Genomic DNA, 19,766 nt, shown 5'->3' with positions numbered 1-19,766 from the left:
TTTGACCAATTCCGACGGCTATGGTCGGAAATTAGTGTCGCCCTCTTCGCGGGCAAGCCTCGCTCCTACAGGTTTTGCGTTGGATCACGATTGCGCGAACGACACATGGTCTGTAGGAGCGAGGCTTGCCCGCGAAGAGGCCCTGTCAGGCACTACACAACTTACTCGTCGTCGAAATTGTAGCTGCCCGGCGCCAGGTTTTCGAAGCGGGTGTACTTACCGATGAACGCCAGTCGTGACGTGCCGATCGGGCCGTTCCGCTGCTTGCCGATGATGATCTCGGCGATGCCTTTGTGCTCGGTTTCCGGGTGGTACACCTCATCCCGGTACACGAACATGATCACGTCAGCATCCTGCTCGATCGCTCCGGATTCCCGGAGGTCGGAGTTGATCGGGCGTTTGTTCGGTCGTTGCTCCAGGGAGCGGTTGAGCTGGGACAGCGCCACCACCGGGCAGTTGAATTCCTTGGCGAGGGCTTTCAAGGAACGGGATATCTCGGAAATCTCGTTGGTCCGGTTGTCGCCGCCGGAACCTGGAATCTGCATCAACTGCAGGTAGTCGATCATGATCAGGGCGATGTCGCCGTGTTCACGTACCAGACGCCGGGTCCGCGCGCGCATCTCCGAGGGGCTGATACCAGCCGTGTCGTCGATGAACAGCTTGCGATCGTTCAGCAAGTTGACCGCCGAGGTCAGGCGCGGCCAATCGTCGTCGTCCAGGCGACCGGCCCGGACCTTGGTCTGGTCGATACGCCCAAGGGACGACAGCATACGCATGATCAGCGATTCGCCTGGCATCTCCAGCGAGTAAACCAGTACGCACTTGTCGCTGCGCAACACGGCGTTTTCCACCAGGTTCATCGCAAAGGTGGTTTTACCCATGGACGGACGGCCGGCGACGATGATCAGGTCGGCAGGCTGCAAGCCGCTGGTTTTCTCGTCGAGGTCGGTATAACCGGTGGACAGGCCGGTAATGGCGTTGTCAGTGTTGAACAAGGTGTCGATGCGGTCGATAGCCTTGGTCAGCAGGTCATTCACGCTCACCGGGCCGCCGGTTTTTGGCCGGGCCTCGGCGATCTGGAAGATCTGCCGCTCAGCTTCGTCGAGAATCTCTTCAGCCGTGCGGCCTTCCGGGTTGAAAGCGCTGTCGGCAATTTCGGTGGCGATGCCGATCAGTTGCCGCAAGGTCGCCCGCGCACGAACGATTTGCGCATAGGCCTTGATGTTGGCGACGGACGGCGTGTTTTTCGCCAGCTCACCCAGGTAGCCGAGACCACCGACTTGCGAGGTCTGACCTTCCTTGTCCAATTGCTCGGCAAGGGTCACGACGTCGATAGGGGAGTTCTGGTCGGCGAGCTTGGCGATCGCACGGAAGATCAAACGGTGGTCATGACGATAGAAATCGCCGTCCGAGACCTGATCGAGCACGCGTTCCCAGGCGTTGTTGTCCAGCATCAAACCACCGAGCACGGCCTGTTCGGCCTCGATGGAATGCGGCGGCACCTTCAGGGCAGCGGTTTGCAGATCGTATTGCTCGGGAGCGGAAATATCGTTCATGGCCACTTGGAATTAGTTTGTAGAAAATCAGGAACCGCAGAAAGACAAAGGGCACGACCTGTAAACAGGATCGTGCCCGATGTTACCGGCAAGCACCCGAGGGTGCCAGCCGACAAGTGCTGCTTAAGCTGCTACCACGACAACGCGTACGGTGGCTTCAACTTCGGCGTGCAGGTGCACGGCTACGTCGAATTCGCCTACGTTGCGGATGGTGCCGTTCGGCAGACGAACTTCGCTTTTTGCAACTTCAACGCCAGAGGCGGTCAGTGCATCAGCGATGTCGTGGGTGCCGATCGAACCGAACAGCTTGCCTTCGTCACCAGCGGTGGCAGTGATAGTCACTTCCAGCTCAGCCAGTTGGGCGGCACGGCTTTCAGCCGAAGTTTTACGGTCTGCTGCGGCTTTTTCCAGCTCAGCGCGACGCTCTTCGAACGCAGCCAGGTTGGCAGCGGTCGCAGCGGTAGCTTTGCCGTAAGGCAGCAGGTAGTTACGACCGTAACCAGCCTTAACGTTCACTTTGTCACCCAGGTTGCCCAGGTTGGTGACTTTTTCCAGAAGGATCAGTTGCATGTGAAAATCCTCTTAACTTTTAACCTTCACCGTTCGCGCTATCGGCATCTTTCGGTGCCGAACGACCGCGAAAATCAATCAGGCTGTCGACGATGGCCAAGACCACCAGCAACGGATAGATCAGTTGCATGAACAGCAACAGCGTGACGTACAACCCCACCAGCCAGAATTTGGCCAGTCGCTTTTGCGCCACCAGCCCGTGAATCAGGGCCAGCCCGGCGAACACCAGCGGTACGCTGCACAACGGTGTCAACATGGCCATCTGCGAGCCTAAGTTAGGCCCCAGAAGCATCAACACCAGCAGCAACATCGCCGGTAAAAGCGGGATTCGGATGGCGCGAAACTCGCGACCAAAACCACCCGGGTTGTACAACAACGCCTGCCAGTAGCGCCCGACAATCAGGCTCAGCACACTGACGATTTGCAACAAGGCCGCAATCAGGCCGGTCAGGACCGGTGCAATCAGGGACGCGAAACGCGCTTGCTCGTCTACCGACAATTGCTGGTAGACATCACCGAGTAGCGACGGCATGACTTTTATCAAAGCCTGCGCCAGCATCTCGATCTGGGGCGCAAAAGCCGCCCCCAGCACCACTGAAAACACCAATCCCATCGCTATGCTGACCAGCAGCACGCGGTTCCAGGACTCGCTTGCGCGCAAAACCAACGCAAGGCTCGAAGACCCCAGCAGCACCAGAAGTGCCCGTGGGTCGTCGGAGTAAAGCCACCAGATCAACGCCGGCAGCAGTCCCAGAGCAAGAACGCCCAAGGCGTCCTTCAATCCGCGCCGCAGGAGCACAAGGCATCCGGCGGCAGCACCCAACCAATACAACAACGGCAACGTTGCGCATCCGGCCACTACCAGAGTGGCCTGCATACGGCCGCGCATGATGAACTCAGCTAAGGCGCGCATGCATTCAATCCTTTGCTACGTGTCGACTGCCCGGTCTCAGCGGCCGTGGCTGTCGGTGTAGGCCAGCAGGGCCAGGAAGCGGGCGCGCTTGATAGCGGTGGCCAGCTGACGCTGATAACGAGCTTTGGTACCGGTGATGCGGCTTGGAACGATTTTGCCGGTCTCGGATACGTAGGCTTTCAGAGTGTTGAGATCTTTGTAATCGATCTCTTTCACGTCTTCAGCGGTGAAGCGGCAGAATTTACGACGACGGAAGAAACGTGCCATGTAATAGGCTCCTCAAAAGGTCCGTGGATTACTCGTCAGCGTTATCGCTGGCGTCGCTGTCATCACCATCAACGCTATCAGCGTCGGAGTGCTCAGGACGGTCGCGACGCTCACGGCGCTCACTGCGGTTTTCTTCAGCCTTGAGCATCTCGGATTGGCCGGTAACGGCTTCTTCGCGACGGATGACCAGGTTACGGATCACTGCATCGTTGTAGCGGAAGTTGTCTTCCAGCTCGGCCAGGGCCTTGCCAGTGCATTCAACGTTCAGCATCACGTAGTGAGCCTTGTGAACATTGTTGATTGCGTAGGCCAGTTGACGACGGCCCCAATCTTCCAGACGGTGGATTTTGCCGCCGTCTTCTTCGATCAGCTTGGTGTAACGCTCAACCATGCCGCCGACTTGCTCGCTTTGATCCGGGTGGACCAAAAAGATGATTTCGTAATGACGCATGAATGCTCCTTACGGGTTGTAGCCTGCCGCTCAAAAACGGTCAGACAAGGAGTGAATGACACTTATGGACTTGCTTGCGATAGACACATGCGTGCCTGCCGTCACAGCAAGGGGCGCAATTGTAGAGAAGGGACAAGAGAGGCGCAAGGCAATTGGTGATTATTTGAACAACCACCAATGTCGCCAGGCATAAATCATTGTGGGAGCGGGCTTGCTCGCGAAAGCGGAGTGTCATTCAGCACAAGTGTTGAATGTCAGACCGTATTCGCGAGCAAGCCCGCTCCCACATTAGGACTGCGTCGGATCAGGACTTTTTGCTGGCAGCTTTGACGCCACGCTGACGCAGGGCCTCGAACAGGCACACTCCAGTCGCCACGGAAACGTTGAGACTGCTGACGCTGCCCGCCATCGGCAGACGCACCAGGTAGTCGCAAAGATCGCGAGTCAGGCGACGCATTCCGCTGCCTTCCGCGCCCATGATCAGGATGGTCGGGCCGGTCAGGTCTTGCTGATACAGATCCTGCTCAGCCTCGCCCGCCGTACCGACAACCCACAAGCCACGTTGCTTGAGTTTTTCCAGGGTGCGCGCCAGGTTGGTCACGGCCACCAACGGAATCACTTCCGCCGCACCGCAGGCGACTTTCCGTACCGTCGGGGTCAGGGTAGCTGACTTGTCCTTTGGCACGATCACCGCCAGCGCACCCGCCGCATCGGCAGAACGCAGGCAAGCACCGAGGTTGTGCGGATCGGTCACGCCGTCGAGCACCAGCAACAGCGGCGCGCCTTCGGTACGATCGAGCAATTCGTCGAGCATCGCTTCGCCCCAGACCTGACTCGGACTCACGTCCGCGACCACGCCCTGGTGCACGCCATCTACCCACGCATCCAGCTCACGACGCTCAGCCTGACCGACCGCTACGCGATTTTCGGCAGCGAGTTCGATCAGCGTCTGTACCCGCGGATCACTGCGGCCTTCAGCCAGCCAGATCTGCTTGACGCGTTTTGGATGGTGACGCAGCAACGCTTCTACAGCGTGCACGCCATAGATCTTTTCCAACTGACTCATGACTTGGCCTTAGGTTTACGCGCCCCGCCGCTTCTGGCGGCTGGAGCGGAACCCGCTTTTGGCGGGCCTTTACGGTGTTTGCTCGGTTTTGCTGGTTTGCCGCCGGAGGCCTTCTCAGGCGCCGACCGCCCGGTCTTTCCCCCAGACGCCGCTTTACCGCCGCTTTTCGCTTCAGACAGCAACGCCTGTTTCAGTTCACGACTTTTGCGCAACTCGGCATTTTTTGCCGCGGCATCGCTCGGGCGATAGGCTTCGACAGCCTTTTCCCTGGCAGGACGACGGCCGGTTTTCGCCGGTGCCGGTTCTGCGGCTGTTTTTGTAGAAGAGGCAGCCGGAGCAGCGGTTTCAGCCCCACGCTTCTTGCGGCCGATCGGCGCGCTGATGGTTTTTTCAGCCATCTCGAAGTCGATCTTGCGCTCGTCGAGGTCGACGCGCATGACGCGAACTTCAACGGTGTCGCCAAGGCGGAAGCTGCGACCGGTACGCTCACCGGCGAGGCGGTGGTGTACAGGGTCGAAGTGGTAGTAATCGCCCGGCAGCGCGGTGACGTGCACCAGGCCTTCGACGTAGATATCGGTCAGTTCGACGAACAGACCAAAACCGGTCACGGCGGTGATCACACCCGGGAACGATTCGCCCACGCGGTCTTTCATGAACTCGCACTTGAGCCAGTTCACCACGTCGCGGGTGGCTTCGTCGGCCCGGCGCTCGCTCATCGAGCACTGCTCGCCGAGCTGCTCCAGGATCGCTTCATCGTACGGATAGATGCGCGCTTTCGGAATGGTCATCGCGCCAGCACGGCGAACGTGCGGGGTGTCCATTTTCGAATGGATGACGCTGCGAATCGCCCGGTGCGTGAGCAAGTCCGGGTAGCGGCGAATCGGCGAAGTGAAGTGGGTATAGGCTTCGTAATTCAGGCCGAAGTGGCCCTGGTTATCAGCGCTGTACACCGCTTGGCTCAACGAACGCAGCATGACGGTCTGGATCAGGTGGAAATCCGGACGGTCCTTGATGCTCGCCAGCAAAGCCTGGTAATCCTTCGGCGACGGACCATCCTTGCCTTTGTGCAGGGACAGACCGAGCTCGCCAAGGAAAGCGCGCAGTTTTTCCAGACGCTCCGGTGGCGGGCCATCGTGGACGCGATACAGCGCAGGGATTTCGTGCTTCTTCAGGAACTCTGCAGTGGCCACGTTGGCCGCCAGCATGCATTCCTCGATCAGCTTGTGGGCGTCATTGCGAACGGTCGGACGGATTTCGGCGATCTTGCGCTCGGAGCCGAAGATGATCCGGGTTTCCTGCGTTTCGAAATCAATCGCGCCACGCACGTGACGGGCCGCCAGCAGCACCTTGTACAGTGAGTACAGCTGCTTGAGGTGCGGCAGGACGTCGGTGTACTCACCACGGAGCTGACGCGCTTCGGTAGCTTTCGGCGTTTCCAGCATGGCGCTGACCTTGTTGTAGGTCAGGCGGGCGTGGGAGTGAATCACCGCTTCGTAGAAGCAGTAGTCAGTCATTTCGCCGGATTTGGAGATGGTCATCTCGCAGACCATGGCCAGGCGATCGACGTGCGGGTTCAGCGAGCACAGGCCGTTGGACAGCTGCTCAGGCAGCATTGGCACGACGCGCTCGGGGAAGTACACCGAGTTGCCACGAACCTGGGATTCGTTATCCAGTGCCGAACCGATTTTCACGTAGCTGGAAACGTCGGCAATCGCCACGTACAACTTCCAGCCACCGGAGAACAGGCGCAGCTTGCCCGGCTTGGCTTCGCAGTAGACCGCGTCATCGAAGTCGCGCGCATCTTCACCGTCGATGGTCACGAACGGCAGATGGCGCAGGTCGATGCGCTTCTCTTTGTCTTTCTCTTCGACTTCCGGCTTGAGCTTGGCGGCTTCCTTGAGCACCGCTTCAGGCCAGACGTGAGGAATATCGTAGGTGCGCAGGGCGACATCGATTTCCATGCCCGGCGCCATGTAGTTACCCACGACTTCGACCACGTCGCCTTGCGGCTGGAAGCGTGGCGTCGGCCAGTGAGTGATCTTCACTTCGACGAATTGACCGATCTGGGCATTGGCGTTACGGCCCGGAGTCACCAGCACTTCTTGCTGGATCTTAGGATTATCCGCGACGACGAAACCGATACCGCCCTCTTCGAAGTAACGACCGACGATGGTCTCGTGGGCACGGGACACCACTTCGACGATCATGCCTTCACGGCGACCGCGACGATCCAGGCCGGAAACACGCGCCAGGGCACGGTCGCCATCGAACACCAGACGCATTTGCGCCGGGCTCATGAACAGGTCGTCACTGCCGTCGTCCGGGACCAGAAAGCCGAAGCCGTCACGGTGACCGCTGATGCGGCCCAGGATCAGGTCGAGCTTGTCCACCGGCGCATAGGTGCCGCGACGGGTATAGATGAGTTGAGCGTCGCGCTCCATGGCGCGCAGGCGACGACGCAGGGCTTCGATCTGGTCTTCTGTGGTCAGACCAAACTCTTCGACCAGCTGCTCGCGGTTAGCAGGCGAACCTCGATCAGCAAGGTGCTGAAGGATCAGTTCGCGGCTAGGAATAGGGTTTTCATATTTTTCCGCTTCACGAGCGGCCTCGGGATCGAGGGACTGCCAATCGGCCATTAGAGAGTTTTCACCTTGTCTATATGCGGGTTAGTTTGGCATAGGCGTAATGAAACGGGAAATTTCAGGCTGTGACAGCCCATCTAAAGCCCTTTATCGACATCGCAAAGCTGATTTGAATACCACTGGAGAAATTTTCCAGGTTTTTTCGATGCCGGGGGTTTACAGTTAAAAAGACGCTCCGTATAGTGCGCGCCATCGACGACGCACACGCGCTGCCGATACTGCCCAGATGGTGAAATTGGTAGACACGCCAGCTTCAGGTGCTGGTGACCGCAAGGTCGTGGAAGTTCGAGTCTTCTTCTGGGCACCAATTTCGAGCTTGAGATTAGAACAATTTCAAGGCTCACACAAAAACCCGCGAAAGCGGGTTTTTGCATTTAAGGCTTCCGGTTTATTAAAATTAAATCAGGGGTTTACAGATCAAAATGCTCTCCGTATAGTGCGCCACATCAACAGCGGCAACGCTGAAGATTATGCCCAGATGGTGAAATTGGTAGACACGCCAGCTTCAGGTGCTGGTGACCGCAAGGTCGTGGAAGTTCGAGTCTTCTTCTGGGCACCAATTCAAATTCAAGGTTTCGATCTTGAATTTCACAGAAACCCGCGAAAGCGGGTTTTTGCGTTTCTGGCTTTCGAAAACCCCAAGCCATTACTTCCCTGTGGCGAGGGGGCTTGCTCCCGCTGGAGTGCGAAGCGCTCCTCATCATTCCAATAGTTACACCGCACTCTCAGGACTTACGACTGCTTCGCAGCCGAACGGGAGCAAGCCCCCTCGCCACAAAAACTCGCCCCCGCCCCTCTAGCAAACACTCCTCAGACCCGCAAGACGCACATGAGAAACAATATCGTTTATCATTGTTGCAAGATTTTGCAATGCGACAGTGAGGAACCCTGCGAATGATGTTTCGAAATACCCTGCGCCGCGGCCTGACCATCACCCTGCTCGGCCTGACACTCGCCACTCCCCTCACCCAAGCCGCCGATCCGGTTTCCCTGACACTCTATAACGGCCAACACAAGGAAGTCGGCGATGCCGTCGCCAAAGCCTTCGAAGCCAGGACCGGGATTCACGTCAATGTGCGCAAGGGCAGCAGCAACCAGCTCGCCAGCCAGATCGTCGAAGAAGGTGATCGCTCCCCCGCCGATGTGATTTACACCGAAGAATCCCCACCACTGAACAAACTCGGCGAACAAGGACTGCTGGCGAAAACCGACGCCGCCACCCTCGCCGTTCTGCCAAAGGACTACGTCGCCGGCAACGGCACCTGGATCGGTATCACTGCGCGAGTCCGCGTGGTTGCGTTCAATCCCAAGTTGATCGATGAAAAAGACCTGCCCAAGTCGGTAATGGAATTCTCCGATCCGAAATGGCAAGGCAAAGTCGGCTTCGTGCCCACCAGCGGCGCATTCCAGGAACAGGCCGTGGCGATCATTAAAGTCCACGGCATGGACGCCGCCGAAGAATGGCTCACCGGCCTGCGTGCATTCGGCAAGACCTACAGCAACAACATGGTCGCGCTGAAGGCTGTGGAAAACGGCGAAGTCGCCTCCGTACTGGTGAACAATTACTACTGGTTCGCCTTGCAGCGTGAAAAAGGCCAGCTCGATTCGAAACTGCATTACTTCACCGGCGGCGACGTCGGCGGGTTGATCACCGTTTCCAGCGCCGCTGTACTGAAATCCAGCAAACATCCAAAAGAAGCCCAGCAATTCCTCGCCTACATGGCCAGCGAAGAAGGTCAGCGCGTGATCACCCAGACCACCGCCGAATACCCGCTGCACAAAGGCATGGAATCGGATCGCGGCCTCAAGCCGTTCAGCGAACTGCAAGCACCGAACGTCACGCCCGCCGATCTCGGCAACGCCGAAGAAGCCCTGGACCTGGAACGTGACGTTGGCCTGAACTGATGAGCGCATCGTTATCTGCCCCCGCCTTGCGCGGGGGCTACGTGCCACGGCGCAAGCGGCCGTCGATCTGGTTGTTGCTGCCGGTTTTGCTGCTGGTGGTGCTCAGCCTGTTGCCACTGGCTTATGTCGGCCTCAAAACCTGGCAAGCAGGCTGGGCCGAGGCGCTGCATCTGCTGTGGCGACCTTACGTGTTTGGCCTGCTGCGTAATACGCTGGCGCTGATGGTGGGCGTCACCCTGGCCTGCGGCGTGATTGGCCTGTCGCTCGCCTGGTTGCTGGAACGCAGCAATCTGCCGGGGCGACGGCTATGGGGCGTGATCCTGTGCCTGCCGTTCGCGGTGCCGGCGTTTGTCAGCAGCTTCACCTGGGTCTCGCTGAGCGCTCACTTCGAAGGGCTAGGCGGCGCGATTCTGGTGATGACCCTGTCCAAATACCCGCTGATTTTTCTGCCAGTGGCGGCAACCCTGCGCAATCTCGATCCGTCCCTGGAGGAGTCCGCACGAACCCTGGGGCAGAATCGCTGGGGCGTGTTCTTAAAAATCACCCTGCCTTTGCTCTGGCCATCACTGCTGGCCGGTTCGCTGCTGATTGCGCTGCACATGCTGGTGGAGTTCGGCGCGCTGTCGATCATAGGGCTGCAGACTTTCACGACAGCGATCTACCAACAGTTCGAGCTGGAATTCAGCAACGCTAACGCCGCGATGCTCTCGGCGGTGCTGTTGGCGCTGTGTCTGGTGCTGCTATGGCTGGAGCTACGCGTGCGTGGCAAGGGCCGACATGTGCGCACCGGCCAGGGCGCGGCGCGGCAGGCGCAACAGGTTCGCCTGGGGCCATGGACGACTGTCGGGCAGCTTTACTGCCTGCTGCTGGCGATCATCGGCAGCGGCATTCCGCTGGGGATGCTGGCGTACTGGCTGATGGTGGGTTCGTCGGCGGCGTTCCCGGTCGCCGCGATCAGCGAGGCGTTGTTGTCATCTCTGGCGCTGTCTCTCGGTGGTGCGGCGCTGTGCCTGGTGCTGGCGGTACCGGTGGGATTGCTGGTGGTGCGCCATAAAGGGCGACTGGCAATCTGGGCCGAGCGCCTGCCGTATCTGCTGCATGCGCTGCCTGGATTGGTGATTGCGCTGACTCTGGTGTATTTCGCCCTGCATTATGTGCCGGTGCTGTACCAGACCTCAGCGCTGCTGCTGATTGCTTATGCACTGTTGTTTCTGCCGCTGGCGCAGGCACCGATTCGTACGGCGCTGAACAAGGCAGCACCGCAACTGGAAGAGGCCGCACGCACGCTGGGAGCGTCGTCCTTCAGCGCGTTTTGTCGAGTGACGCTGCCGATCATCTTCCCTGCCTTGGGGGCAGCCTTTGCGCTGGTGTTTCTGGATGCGATGAAGGAGCTGACGGCGACGCTGCTGCTGAGTCCCACCGGACTGAATACCCTGGCGACGGAAGTCTGGGCGCATACCGCGAATGTGGAGTTTGCGGCGGCGGCGCCTTATGCGGCGTTGTTGATAGTGGTGTCGGGGTTGCCGGTTTACTTGCTGACGACGCGGATGTATTTGAGCCGTTGAAAAGCTTCGCGGGCAAGCCTCGCTCCTACAAGGATTGCGCAACCCCTGTAGGAGCGAGGCTTGCCCGCGAAGGCGTCAGACTTGCAGACAAAAAACTTAAGCCCTGAACTGCCCCAAGCTAGCTTTCAACTGCGCCGCCAAGCCATCCAGTACCTTGCCACTGGCCGTGGTTTCCACCACCGCCTGAGCAGCCTTTTCGGCTTGAGCATGAATGGTCTCAACCCGCCCACGCACGGCCTGCGCACCTTGCGCCTGATGCGCCGCAGCCTGTGTCGCCAGACCAATCGCCGCATGCACCTGCTCGACCGACGCCTGCACCGACTGCTGCAACCGCGCACTGTCGCGCAACACCAACAAACCTTCGCTGGCCTGACGTCCAGCCTGGCCGATTGCCGCAACAGCCTCTCGCGCGCCCTGCTGCAACGCAACAATGTGAGCCTGAATGTCGCCGGTTGAGCTCTGAGTCTTGCTCGCCAGTGCCCGCACCTCATCCGCCACCACGGCAAACCCGCGACCGGTCTCACCGGCACGCGCCGCCTCAATGGCCGCGTTCAACGCCAGCAAGTTGGTTTGTTCGGCGATCCCGTGAATCACCGTCAGCACCACTTCAATCTGCTCACTCTGCTGCGCCAGGCGCTCGATGACTTTCGCACCGGTGTCGACTTGTCCGGCCAATGCCTCAATGAGACTGCCAACTTTCGCCGAGGTCCGAGTGTTTTCATCCGTGGCCTGACGAATGCCCACCACCTGCTGCAAAGCGGCCTGCATGGCGTGGCTTTCAGACTGAGCTTCATCAGCCATTTGCGACAACGCGCGCAAGCTTTCGGCCACTTCATCGCGCTGCATGCCCGCCGCGGCATCGGCGCCGGCATTGCGCAGGGTCATGGCACCGATTTCCACGCCGGTACGCTGGGCCACATCGCCCGCCTCCCGCACGATCGGCTGCAACTTATCCACAAAGCGATTGACCGCCGAGGCCATGTCGCCAATCTCATCCTGGCTGTTGATCTGCACACGCTTGGTCAGATCGCCCTCACCCGCTGCCAGGTCATCCATGGCAGCGATCAGCAGCTTCAAGCGATTGACCACTCGACGACCCAGCACCACCGCCAGCAACAGCAGCACACCAAAACCTACCAGCGCCAGGCCCATGCCGATGCGCCAGCGTAAAGTCCCCGCAGCTTCCTGCACGGCAGTGGTGGTATTGGCTTTCATTTCAGTGGCGGTGGACTGTGCCGATTGCAGGCGCCCGCGCATCGCCGTCGCGCTGTCAGCTGCCGCACCTTTGAGGCTGTCACCCACCAGTTGATCGCTGCTGGCGATCAGCGCCGAGAATCGCTTGTCCAGCGCCGCCACATCGGTTTCCACGGAGGCGGTCGAGACGCCCATCAACACCTTGCCGATCTCCACCCCATTGGGGTTGATCGAGGCTTCAAGGTAGTAGACCGACGGATCGTTCTTCGCCGCATCCAGTACCTTGTCCAGCGCCCGCTCGCCCTGACCTTTTTCCAGAAGCGCCTTGTTGATCGGGTTCTCCCGGTTGAGGTAGCGCGTCAGGTGCTGGCCCGTGGCGTCGTCGTAGACCACGAACAAAACGTTGGGATTACGCTGGGCACGGCGAGCGAATTCGGACAGGGTAGGAATGTCGCTGTCCCACATGGCGCGAGGTGCGACCGAAGCCAGAAGCTGCGCCATGTCGTTGGCCGAATCCTTCAGGTCCGTCTCCAGCGTCGTACGCAATTGCGCCTGTTCGTCCTTCAGACGCGAAGACAGCCCGGCCGTCAGGCGCTGACGGGTACTGGTGGACAGGCTATCCAGGCTCGACGTGACTTCACGACCTGCCTGCTCAAGCTCACCAGAGAGCTTTTGGCTATCGGCGTCCAACCGCATACCCAAATCAGCTTCCAGCGCAGTCACTGTGCTCCGGGTCAGAGCGACAGCTACCAGCACCTGCACCAAAAGGGCGATACCTAGGGTAACGAACACGGGCCGCAAGAGACGGCTTTGTAACAGTGAGAGAACGGCCGACACTGAAAATCCCTCTGCTTTGACGCCATCAAATTGATAGCACGTCAGAAACGATGCTTTTTCAATGTTCACAGCAAAGGTCATGCCGTTCGACAGGCATAAACGACAAAGGCCCCAATTAAGGGGCCTTTGTGTTTTACATCAACGACTTATTAAGCGAACGGGTGACGCAGAACGATGGTTTCGTTGCGGTCCGGGCCCGTCGAAATAATGTCGATCGGAGCACCGACCAACTCTTCGACGCGTTTGATGTAGTTGCGTGCAGCCTGAGGCAGCTCTTCCAGGGTCTTGGCACCGACGGTGGATTCGGTCCAGCCTGGCATTTGCTCGTACACCGGCTCCAGGCCAATGTAGCTGTCGGCGTCAGTCGGTGCGTCGATCACTGCACCGTCCTGATTCTTGTAGCCCACGCAGATGTTGATGGTTTCCAGACCGTCCAGTACGTCCAGCTTGGTCAGGCACAGGCCCGAAATGCTGTTGACGTCGATGGCGCGACGCAGGATGACGGCGTCGAACCAGCCGCAACGACGAGCACGGCCGGTAGTAGCGCCGAACTCATGGCCACGCTTGGCCAGGAAAGCACCGACGTCGTCGAACAGTTCAGTCGGGAATGGACCCGAACCCACGCGAGTGGTGTAAGCCTTGGTGATGCCGAGGATGTAATCCAGGTACATCGGGCCAAAACCCGAACCGGTGGCGATGCCGCCCGCGGTGGTGTTGGAGCTGGTGACGTACGGGTAGGTGCCGTGGTCGATGTCCAGCAGGGAGCCTTGGGCGCCTTCGAACATGATGTCTTTGCCAGCGCGACGCAGCTCGTGCAGTTCAGCGGTGACGTCGACCATCATCGGCTTGAGCAGCTCGGCGTATTCCATGCACTCGTCGAGTGTTTTCTGGAAGTCGATTGCCGGTTCTTTGTAGTAATTGACCAGTACGAAGTTGTGGTAATCCAGCAACTCGCCCAGCTTGGCGGCGAAACGCTCGCGATGGAACAGGTCACCGATGCGCAGACCGCGACGGGCAACCTTGTCTTCGTAAGCCGGGCCGATGCCGCGACCGGTAGTACCGATCTTCAGCTCGCCACGGGCCTTTTCACGGGCCTGGTCCAGCGCTACGTGGTAGGACAGGATCAGCGGGCAGGACGGGCTGATACGCAGGCGCTCGCGCACCGGTACGCCTTTCTCTTCCAGCTTGATGATTTCCCGCAGCAGGGCGTCGGGTGCAACCACCACGCCGTTACCGATCAGGCACTGCACGCCTTCGCGCAGCACGCCCGACGGAATCAGGTGCAAGACGGTTTTTTCGCCGTCGATCACCAGGGTGTGGCCAGCGTTGTGACCACCTTGGTAGCGCACTACGGCGGCAGCATGTTCGGTCAGCAGATCAACGATCTTGCCTTTGCCCTCATCACCCCATTGGGTGCCCAGGACTACGACATTCTTACCCATAACACTTGTCCTCATTCGCGCAAACTTGGTGCCGGCGGCGGCCGGCAGGAAAACTCAAGAAGCCAGCGGCAATACTTGCCAAAGCCCGTTCTGCTGAATCAATTGCCGGTCGCAGTCCGCTTCACGGGCGGCGGCCAAAAGCTGCCCAGGCAATGCCTGAACGACACGCTGACCCTCACTGCGCAACTGGCAAACCTGCTGCCAGAGTGCTGCATCCGTACTGTCAGGCATCCAGATACCGCCAGACGGTAGCTCGATTTCAGCACGCCCCAGGGTCACCAGGGTTTTCAAATCGGTAGAGAAACCAGTCGCCGGACGGGCACGACCGAAGTCGGCGCCGATGTCGTCGTAACGACCGCCCTGAGCAATGGACTGGCCAACACCCGGGACGAACACGGCGAACACTACACCGGTGTGGTAGTGGTAGCCGCGCAACTCGCCCAGGTCGAAATACAGCGGTAATTCCGGGAAACGCGTGGACAGACGCTCGGCAATTGCCAGCAGATCGTCCAGGGCCGCCAGCACGGGCGCCGGCGCATTGGCCAGACGCTCGCGCGCTGCGCTCAACACTTCACGACCGCCACACAGGTCGACCAGCGCTCGCAGCATGCCCGACAGATCGGCAGGCAGGCCTTCGGTCAAGGTAATGACCTCGTCGATGGCTTTACGTTGCAACGCATCGAACAACTGTTGCTCGACTTCGCCGGACAAACCGGCGGCGCGGGCCAGGCCGCGGTAGATGCCGACATGGCCGAGGTCCATGTGCACATCTGGCACATCGGCCAGTTGCAGCATGGCCAGCATCAGGCTGATGACTTCCACGTCGCTGCTCGGGCTGGCATCGCCGTACAACTCGGCGCCCAGTTGAATCGGGCTGCGCGAGGACGACAAGGCACGTGGCTGAGCGTGCAGCACGCTGCCGGCATAACACAGACGGCTCGGCCCTTCGCGACGCAGGGTATGCGCATCGATGCGCGCCACTTGCGGCGTGATGTCGGCACGGAAACCCATCTGCCGGCCCGACTGCGGGTCGATGACCTTGAAGGTACGCAGATCGAGGTCTGAGCCCGCACCAGTCAGCAGGGATTCCAGGTACTCGATATGGGGAGTCACGACAAACTCGTAACCCCAGCTCTGGAACAGATCCAACACCTGGCGACGCGCTATTTCGATGCGCGCAGCTTCTGGTGGCAGTACTTCTTCGATGCCATCTGGCAGCAGCCAGCGGTCTACCGTTGCCATTACGCCATTCCCCTATGATCCGGGCGACAAGCCTTTGGGCGAGCCTTGAGTGAAGCAGAAAATGATCGGCCCATGCGCACAAACCGCGCGCATGGACAACGGGGCGAAAAGCCTGAAACCGGCTTCGCCAACCACTTTCCTCGAAAAACCTGTCGAGTCATTCAACTCGGGCGCCTGCATAAAAACAGCAATCAAACGTGCAGACGCAAAAAAGCCGGGAATTTCCCGGCTGCCGCATCATACACACGTTTTCCCAAAGGATCACCCCGCCCGAGGTTTTAGCCGCCAGGCGGGGGATGATTCAGGTCAACGCCGTATCAAGGCTTGGCTTTTTCCAGGTAACGGAAGAAGTCGCTGCCCGGGTCCAGGACCATGACGTCGGATTTGTTCGCGAAGCTTTCACGGTAGGCACGCAGGCTACGGTAGAACGCGTAGAACTCCTGATCCTGACCGTATGCCTTGGAGTAGATCGCAGCAGCCTGGGCATCACCGTCACCGCGAACCTCTTCAGATTCACGATAGGCTTCAGCCAGCAGCACACGGCGTTGACGGTCGGCGTCGGCACGGATGCCTTCAGCCAGCTCGTTACCCTTGGCGCGGTGCTCGCGAGCTTCACGCTCACGCTCGGTGCTCATACGTTCGAACACGCTGCGGTTCACTTCCTTCGGCAGGTCGATGGTTTTGACCCGGACATCGACAACTTCGATGCCCAGTTCTTTTTCCGCCATCTTGTTCAGCGAGTTGGTGATGTCAGCCATCAGCGCATCACGCTCACCGGACACTACTTCGTGCAGGGTGCGCTTACCGAACTGGTCACGCAGGCCCGATTCCAGACGACGGGAAAGACGCTCGTCGGCAATCTGCTTGAGGCCGGAAGTCGCGGTGTAGAAGCGCTCGGCATCTTTCACGCGCCATTTGGCGTAGGCATCGACCATTACGGCTTTCTTTTCCAGCGTCAGGAAGCGTTGCGTCGGTGCATCCAGTGTCATCAGGCGCGCGTCGAATTTGCGCACCTTGTTCACGTAAGGCACTTTCATGTGCAGGCCCGGCTGAACATCGGTCTGGACCACGCGACCGAACTGCAGCATCACCGCGCGCTCGGTCTGAGCCACGATGTAGAAGCAGTTCCAGGCAACGATCGCCACGACGACGCCGATAATAAGGGCGATCAGCGATTTATTGCTCATCAGCGACTCTCCCTGGTACGTGCTTGCTGTTGCTGCAGATCAGCTGCCGCACGCGCATTCACTTCATTGCTGCTGGCTGCCGCACCGGTCACCGGAGCGCCGGGGCTGCGACCACTGTCAATCATCTTGTCCAGCGGCAAGTACAGCAGATTGTTCTGGCCATCCTTGTTGCCGGTCACGAGAACCTTGCTGGTGTTGCTGAAGATTTCCTGCATGGTGTCCAGATACAGACGCTGACGGGTGACTTCAGGGGCCTTGCGATACTCGGCCACCAGCTTGGTGAAGCGATCAGCCTCACCCTTGGCGCGGGAGACGGTCTCGTCGCGGTAACCGTTGGCATCCTCGAGAATGCGCTGGGCCTGACCACGGGCTTCCGGCACGACGCCGTTGGCGTAGGTTTCAGCCTGGTTTCGCGAACGCTGCTCGTCTTCACGGGCGCGGATCACGTCATCGAAGGCTTCCTGGACTTCACGCGGTGCAGCTGCGCTCTGTACGTTGACCTGGGTGACGGTGATACCGGTGCGGTAGGTATCGAGGAAGCGTTGCAGACGCTCCTTGATTTCGCTGGCCATCAGCTCACGACCTTCGGTCAGCACCTGATCCATGGCGGTAGAACCCACCACGTGACGCAAGGCACTGTCGGTTGCATGTTGCAGGCTGATTTCCGGCTGATCGACGTTCAGCACGAAGTCTTGCAGATTGCTGATCTTGTACTGCACGGTCAGCGGCACTTCGACGATGTTTTCGTCTTCGGTCAGCATTTGACCCTGCTTGGTATAGGCACGCTCACGCGTGACGTTTTCCATGTACTTGCGATCGATCGGCGGGAAATAGATGTTCAGGCCCGGGCCGACGGTTTCATAGTACTTGCCGAAGCGCAGCACTACGGCTTGCTCCTGCTCGTCGACCACGTAGACAGCGCTGTACAGCCACACAGCCGCCAGCACGACCAGGCCGATGCCGAGCAGGCCGCCGAAGCCGCCACTCTTGCCCGGGCGACTGCCCTCGTCACCGCGTTTTTTACCACCACCGAACAACCCGTTCAGGCTTTCCTGCAGCTTTCGGAAGGCCTCGTCGAGATCCGGTGGTCCCTTGCGGTCGCCGTTATTGCGGCGCTTGCCACCCCAAGGATCCTGATTATTCGAGTTGCCACCCGGCTCATTCCAAGCCATAGCGCTCTCCATCTGATAAAGCAAAGACGCACCCACGGCGCGCCGACCAATGCTACAGAATGCCTGTCACCGCGGCACAACCGCTTTCTCAGGCTTTTATTGCAAAGTGTGTTGCTCGATGAATTCCATCGGTTGCAGACCTTCGCGACTCACGAGTCGATTCAGTTCGATCCGTGGCAAGCGAACGGCCAGCAAGCTGATGCCTTCTTCGTCGTGTTCTTCTTTTTGCACCGCACCCAGTTCGAAAAACTGCGCACGCAGTCGAGCAAAACGTTGCGGCAAGCGCAAGGTGCCAACAAACAAATCACTGCCTAACAGTTCGGCCACCGCCTGCTTGAGCAGGTCAAGACCGGTACCGTCCTTGGCCGATAACCAGACCCGCTGCGGTTTGCCATCGGCATCGCGCTGGATCTGCGGCTCAACACCCTCGAGCAAATCGAGTTTGTTGTATACCTCAAGGATCGGCAAGTCTTGTGCCCCGATCTCCCCGAGCACCACCATGACCTGTTCAATCTGGGCCATACGCTCAGGCTCATGCGCATCGATCACATGCAGCAGCAGGTCGGAGTTGCTCGACTCTTCGAGCGTAGCCCGAAATGCCTCGACCAGTTTGTGCGGCAGGTGGCGAATGAAGCCTACGGTGTCAGCCAGCACGATCGGCCCGAGGTCGTCGAGTTCGAGTCGGCGCAAGGTCGGGTCGAGGGTCGCGAATAACTGGTCGGCGGCGAAGACGTCGGAATCGGTGACCGAGTTGAACAGCGTCGATTTGCCGGCGTTGGTATAACCCACCAGTGAAACCGTCGGAATGTCAGCACGTTTGCGCCCGCGACGAGATTGCTCGCGCTGGCTGCGGACCTTTTCCAGGCGCCCCTTGATCTGCCGCAGGCGAACCCGCAACAGGCGCCGGTCGGTTTCCAGTTGGGTTTCACCCGGGCCGCGCAGACCGATACCGCCCTTCTGCCGCTCAAGGTGAGTCCAGCCACGAACCAGTCGCGTACTCATGTGTTCAAGCTGAGCCAGTTCAACCTGGAGCTTGCCTTCATGGGTGCGGGCGCGTTGGGCGAAGATATCGAGAATCAAACCCGTGCGGTCAATCACGCGGCACTCGAAAATACGTTCGAGGTTACGTTCCTGACTGGGCGTGAGGATGTGATTGAAAATCACCAGATCGACCTGTTCGGCGCTGACCAGATCGCGTAACTCTTCGACCTTGCCGCTGCTGATCAGGGTTTTGGCGGTTGGCCGATGACGCGGCACGTTAAAAAACGCGACGGTCTCGGCGCCAGCCGAAATTGCCAACTCCTGAAACTCCTGCGGATCTTCGCGCGCCTCAGGGTCCTGACCATCCAAGTGAACGAGAATTGCCCGTTCACCACCACCGTGGCGCTCAAAGAACAAAGGAGACTCCTATCAGGCGTTACCTGGCTCAGCGTCACCTGCTTCGGATTCGGTTGCGCTAGGCAGACGAATTGGACGAACCGGCACCACTGTAGAGATAGCGTGTTTGTAAACCATTTGGCTAACGGTGTTTTTCAGCAGGATAACGAACTGGTCGAAAGACTCGATCGTGCCTTGCAGTTTGATCCCGTTGACCAGGTAGATGGAAACCCCCACTTTCTCTTTACGTAAAGTATTCAAGTAAGGGTCTTGTAGCGAATGCCCTTTTGACATGTGCCGCACTCCTTTAAGGATTCAATATAAAAAATAGGTAAACAGATGGCTTGGGGCCGTCACACCCCCAAGGATAGACGGCAATT

16 protein-coding genes and 2 tRNA genes are annotated in these 19,766 nt (G+C 59.2%); 4 read left to right on the top strand and 14 right to left on the bottom strand.

The annotated features are described in order from the left end of the window. Nucleotides 1–161: 161 nt before the first annotated feature. From dnaB to rnr, 7 genes are all read right to left on the bottom strand, one after another. Nucleotides 162–1,556, bottom strand: coding sequence for a replicative DNA helicase (dnaB, locus tag KW837_RS16340; protein ID WP_008068885.1), 1,395 nt, complete (start codon nucleotides 1,554–1,556; stop codon nucleotides 162–164). 123 nt (nucleotides 1,557–1,679) lie between these two features. After that, nucleotides 1,680–2,126, bottom strand: a complete 447-nt coding sequence (gene rplI / locus KW837_RS16335; RefSeq protein WP_003197251.1) for a 50S ribosomal protein L9 — start codon at nucleotides 2,124–2,126, stop codon at nucleotides 1,680–1,682. Between the two features lie 19 nt (nucleotides 2,127–2,145). Beyond that, nucleotides 2,146–3,039, bottom strand: coding sequence for a hypothetical protein (locus tag KW837_RS16330; protein ID WP_218397213.1), 894 nt, complete (start codon nucleotides 3,037–3,039; stop codon nucleotides 2,146–2,148). 36 nt (nucleotides 3,040–3,075) lie between these two features. Continuing rightward, on the bottom strand, nucleotides 3,076–3,306 hold the full coding sequence (gene rpsR, locus KW837_RS16325) for a 30S ribosomal protein S18 (RefSeq protein WP_002551829.1): 231 nt from the start codon (nucleotides 3,304–3,306) through the stop codon (nucleotides 3,076–3,078). Between the two features lie 28 nt (nucleotides 3,307–3,334). Next, nucleotides 3,335–3,757 carry a 30S ribosomal protein S6 gene (gene rpsF, locus KW837_RS16320; RefSeq protein ID WP_095052890.1) on the bottom strand — a complete coding sequence of 141 codons (423 nt, stop codon included), beginning with the start codon at nucleotides 3,755–3,757 and terminating at the stop codon, nucleotides 3,335–3,337. Nucleotides 3,758–4,061: 304 nt separating this feature from the next. Then, nucleotides 4,062–4,823: a 23S rRNA (guanosine(2251)-2'-O)-methyltransferase RlmB gene (rlmB, locus tag KW837_RS16315; RefSeq protein WP_218397210.1), complete on the bottom strand. Its 762-nt coding sequence runs from the start codon at nucleotides 4,821–4,823 to the stop codon at nucleotides 4,062–4,064. After that, nucleotides 4,820–7,459 (bottom strand): ribonuclease R, encoded by a 2,640-nt coding sequence (gene rnr, locus KW837_RS16310; RefSeq protein WP_218397208.1) that lies wholly within the window; start codon nucleotides 7,457–7,459, stop codon nucleotides 4,820–4,822. Before rnr ends, rlmB begins: the two co-directional genes overlap by 4 nt. A gap of 226 nt (nucleotides 7,460–7,685) precedes the next feature. On the opposite strand from rnr, the gene KW837_RS16305 reads away from it, so the two are divergent. The 4 genes from KW837_RS16305 to KW837_RS16290 all read left to right on the top strand — a co-directional run bounded on the left by KW837_RS16305 (nucleotide 7,686) and on the right by KW837_RS16290 (nucleotide 10,935). Next, nucleotides 7,686–7,772: transfer RNA gene (locus tag KW837_RS16305), tRNA-Leu, on the top strand. A 165-nt stretch (nucleotides 7,773–7,937) separates the two neighbouring features. Beyond that, nucleotides 7,938–8,024: transfer RNA gene (locus KW837_RS16300), tRNA-Leu, on the top strand. Nucleotides 8,025–8,359: 335 nt separating this feature from the next. Continuing rightward, the gene (locus KW837_RS16295) at nucleotides 8,360–9,370 is read left to right on the top strand and encodes an iron ABC transporter substrate-binding protein (RefSeq protein WP_218397206.1); all 1,011 of its coding nucleotides are present in this window, start codon (nucleotides 8,360–8,362) and stop codon (nucleotides 9,368–9,370) included. Continuing rightward, nucleotides 9,370–10,935, top strand: a complete 1,566-nt coding sequence (locus KW837_RS16290) for an iron ABC transporter permease (protein ID WP_218397204.1) — start codon at nucleotides 9,370–9,372, stop codon at nucleotides 10,933–10,935. The genes KW837_RS16295 and KW837_RS16290 overlap by 1 nt, the downstream gene beginning before the upstream one ends. Before the next feature lie 96 nt (nucleotides 10,936–11,031). On the opposite strand, the gene KW837_RS16285 is transcribed toward KW837_RS16290, so the two are convergent. The 7 genes from KW837_RS16285 to hfq form a co-directional block, all read right to left on the bottom strand. Further along, entirely contained in the window at nucleotides 11,032–12,966 is a 1,935-nt protein-coding gene (locus KW837_RS16285) for a methyl-accepting chemotaxis protein (RefSeq protein ID WP_218397202.1), read from the bottom strand. Between the two features lie 149 nt (nucleotides 12,967–13,115). After that, nucleotides 13,116–14,408, bottom strand: coding sequence for an adenylosuccinate synthase (locus KW837_RS16280; protein WP_008068879.1), 1,293 nt, complete (start codon nucleotides 14,406–14,408; stop codon nucleotides 13,116–13,118). 54 nt (nucleotides 14,409–14,462) lie between these two features. Then, nucleotides 14,463–15,650, bottom strand: coding sequence for an ATP phosphoribosyltransferase regulatory subunit (locus KW837_RS16275; RefSeq protein WP_008068877.1), 1,188 nt, complete (start codon nucleotides 15,648–15,650; stop codon nucleotides 14,463–14,465). 317 nt (nucleotides 15,651–15,967) lie between these two features. After that, nucleotides 15,968–16,837 (bottom strand): protease modulator HflC, encoded by an 870-nt coding sequence (gene hflC / locus KW837_RS16270; RefSeq protein ID WP_123499847.1) that lies wholly within the window; start codon nucleotides 16,835–16,837, stop codon nucleotides 15,968–15,970. Then, the gene (gene hflK / locus KW837_RS16265; RefSeq protein ID WP_192345971.1) at nucleotides 16,837–18,009 is read right to left on the bottom strand and encodes an FtsH protease activity modulator HflK; all 1,173 of its coding nucleotides are present in this window, start codon (nucleotides 18,007–18,009) and stop codon (nucleotides 16,837–16,839) included. Before hflK ends, hflC begins: the two co-directional genes overlap by 1 nt. Before the next feature lie 96 nt (nucleotides 18,010–18,105). Then, complete coding sequence (gene hflX / locus KW837_RS16260; protein ID WP_008009827.1) at nucleotides 18,106–19,407, bottom strand: ribosome rescue GTPase HflX; 1,302 nt, start codon at nucleotides 19,405–19,407, stop codon at nucleotides 18,106–18,108. Between the two features lie 12 nt (nucleotides 19,408–19,419). Continuing rightward, nucleotides 19,420–19,680, bottom strand: coding sequence for an RNA chaperone Hfq (gene hfq / locus KW837_RS16255; RefSeq protein ID WP_007902656.1), 261 nt, complete (start codon nucleotides 19,678–19,680; stop codon nucleotides 19,420–19,422). Nucleotides 19,681–19,766: the final 86 nt, after the last annotated feature.

The sequence above is a fragment of the Pseudomonas sp. PDM24 genome (genome assembly GCF_019218905.1).
In the GTDB taxonomy this organism is placed as follows: domain Bacteria; phylum Pseudomonadota; class Gammaproteobacteria; order Pseudomonadales; family Pseudomonadaceae; genus Aquipseudomonas.
The sequence above is the reverse complement of the archived record's forward strand: the minus strand, read 5'-3'. Positions and strand labels throughout refer to the sequence as shown.

What these genes read in the sequence shown, in the direction of transcription:
- KW837_RS16290 (WP_218397204.1), top strand. Translation starts at nt 9,370, where the DNA reads ATGAGCGCATCGTTATCTGCCCCCGCCTTGCGCGGGGGCTACGTGCCA.
- rlmB (WP_218397210.1), bottom strand. Translation starts at nt 4,823, where the DNA reads ATGAGTCAGTTGGAAAAGATCTATGGCGTGCACGCTGTAGAAGCGTTG.
- KW837_RS16280 (WP_008068879.1), bottom strand. Translation starts at nt 14,408, where the DNA reads ATGGGTAAGAATGTCGTAGTCCTGGGCACCCAATGGGGTGATGAGGGC.
- hflK (WP_192345971.1), bottom strand. Translation starts at nt 18,009, where the DNA reads ATGGCTTGGAATGAGCCGGGTGGCAACTCGAATAATCAGGATCCTTGG.
- dnaB (WP_008068885.1), bottom strand. Translation starts at nt 1,556, where the DNA reads ATGAACGATATTTCCGCTCCCGAGCAATACGATCTGCAAACCGCTGCC.
- hfq (WP_007902656.1), bottom strand. Translation starts at nt 19,680, where the DNA reads ATGTCAAAAGGGCATTCGCTACAAGACCCTTACTTGAATACTTTACGT.
- KW837_RS16275 (WP_008068877.1), bottom strand. Translation starts at nt 15,650, where the DNA reads ATGGCAACGGTAGACCGCTGGCTGCTGCCAGATGGCATCGAAGAAGTA.
- rnr (WP_218397208.1), bottom strand. Translation starts at nt 7,459, where the DNA reads ATGGCCGATTGGCAGTCCCTCGATCCCGAGGCCGCTCGTGAAGCGGAA.
- KW837_RS16330 (WP_218397213.1), bottom strand. Translation starts at nt 3,039, where the DNA reads ATGCGCGCCTTAGCTGAGTTCATCATGCGCGGCCGTATGCAGGCCACT.
- hflC (WP_123499847.1), bottom strand. Translation starts at nt 16,837, where the DNA reads ATGAGCAATAAATCGCTGATCGCCCTTATTATCGGCGTCGTCGTGGCG.
- rpsR (WP_002551829.1), bottom strand. Translation starts at nt 3,306, where the DNA reads ATGGCACGTTTCTTCCGTCGTCGTAAATTCTGCCGCTTCACCGCTGAA.
- rpsF (WP_095052890.1), bottom strand. Translation starts at nt 3,757, where the DNA reads ATGCGTCATTACGAAATCATCTTTTTGGTCCACCCGGATCAAAGCGAG.
- rplI (WP_003197251.1), bottom strand. Translation starts at nt 2,126, where the DNA reads ATGCAACTGATCCTTCTGGAAAAAGTCACCAACCTGGGCAACCTGGGT.
- KW837_RS16295 (WP_218397206.1), top strand. Translation starts at nt 8,360, where the DNA reads ATGATGTTTCGAAATACCCTGCGCCGCGGCCTGACCATCACCCTGCTC.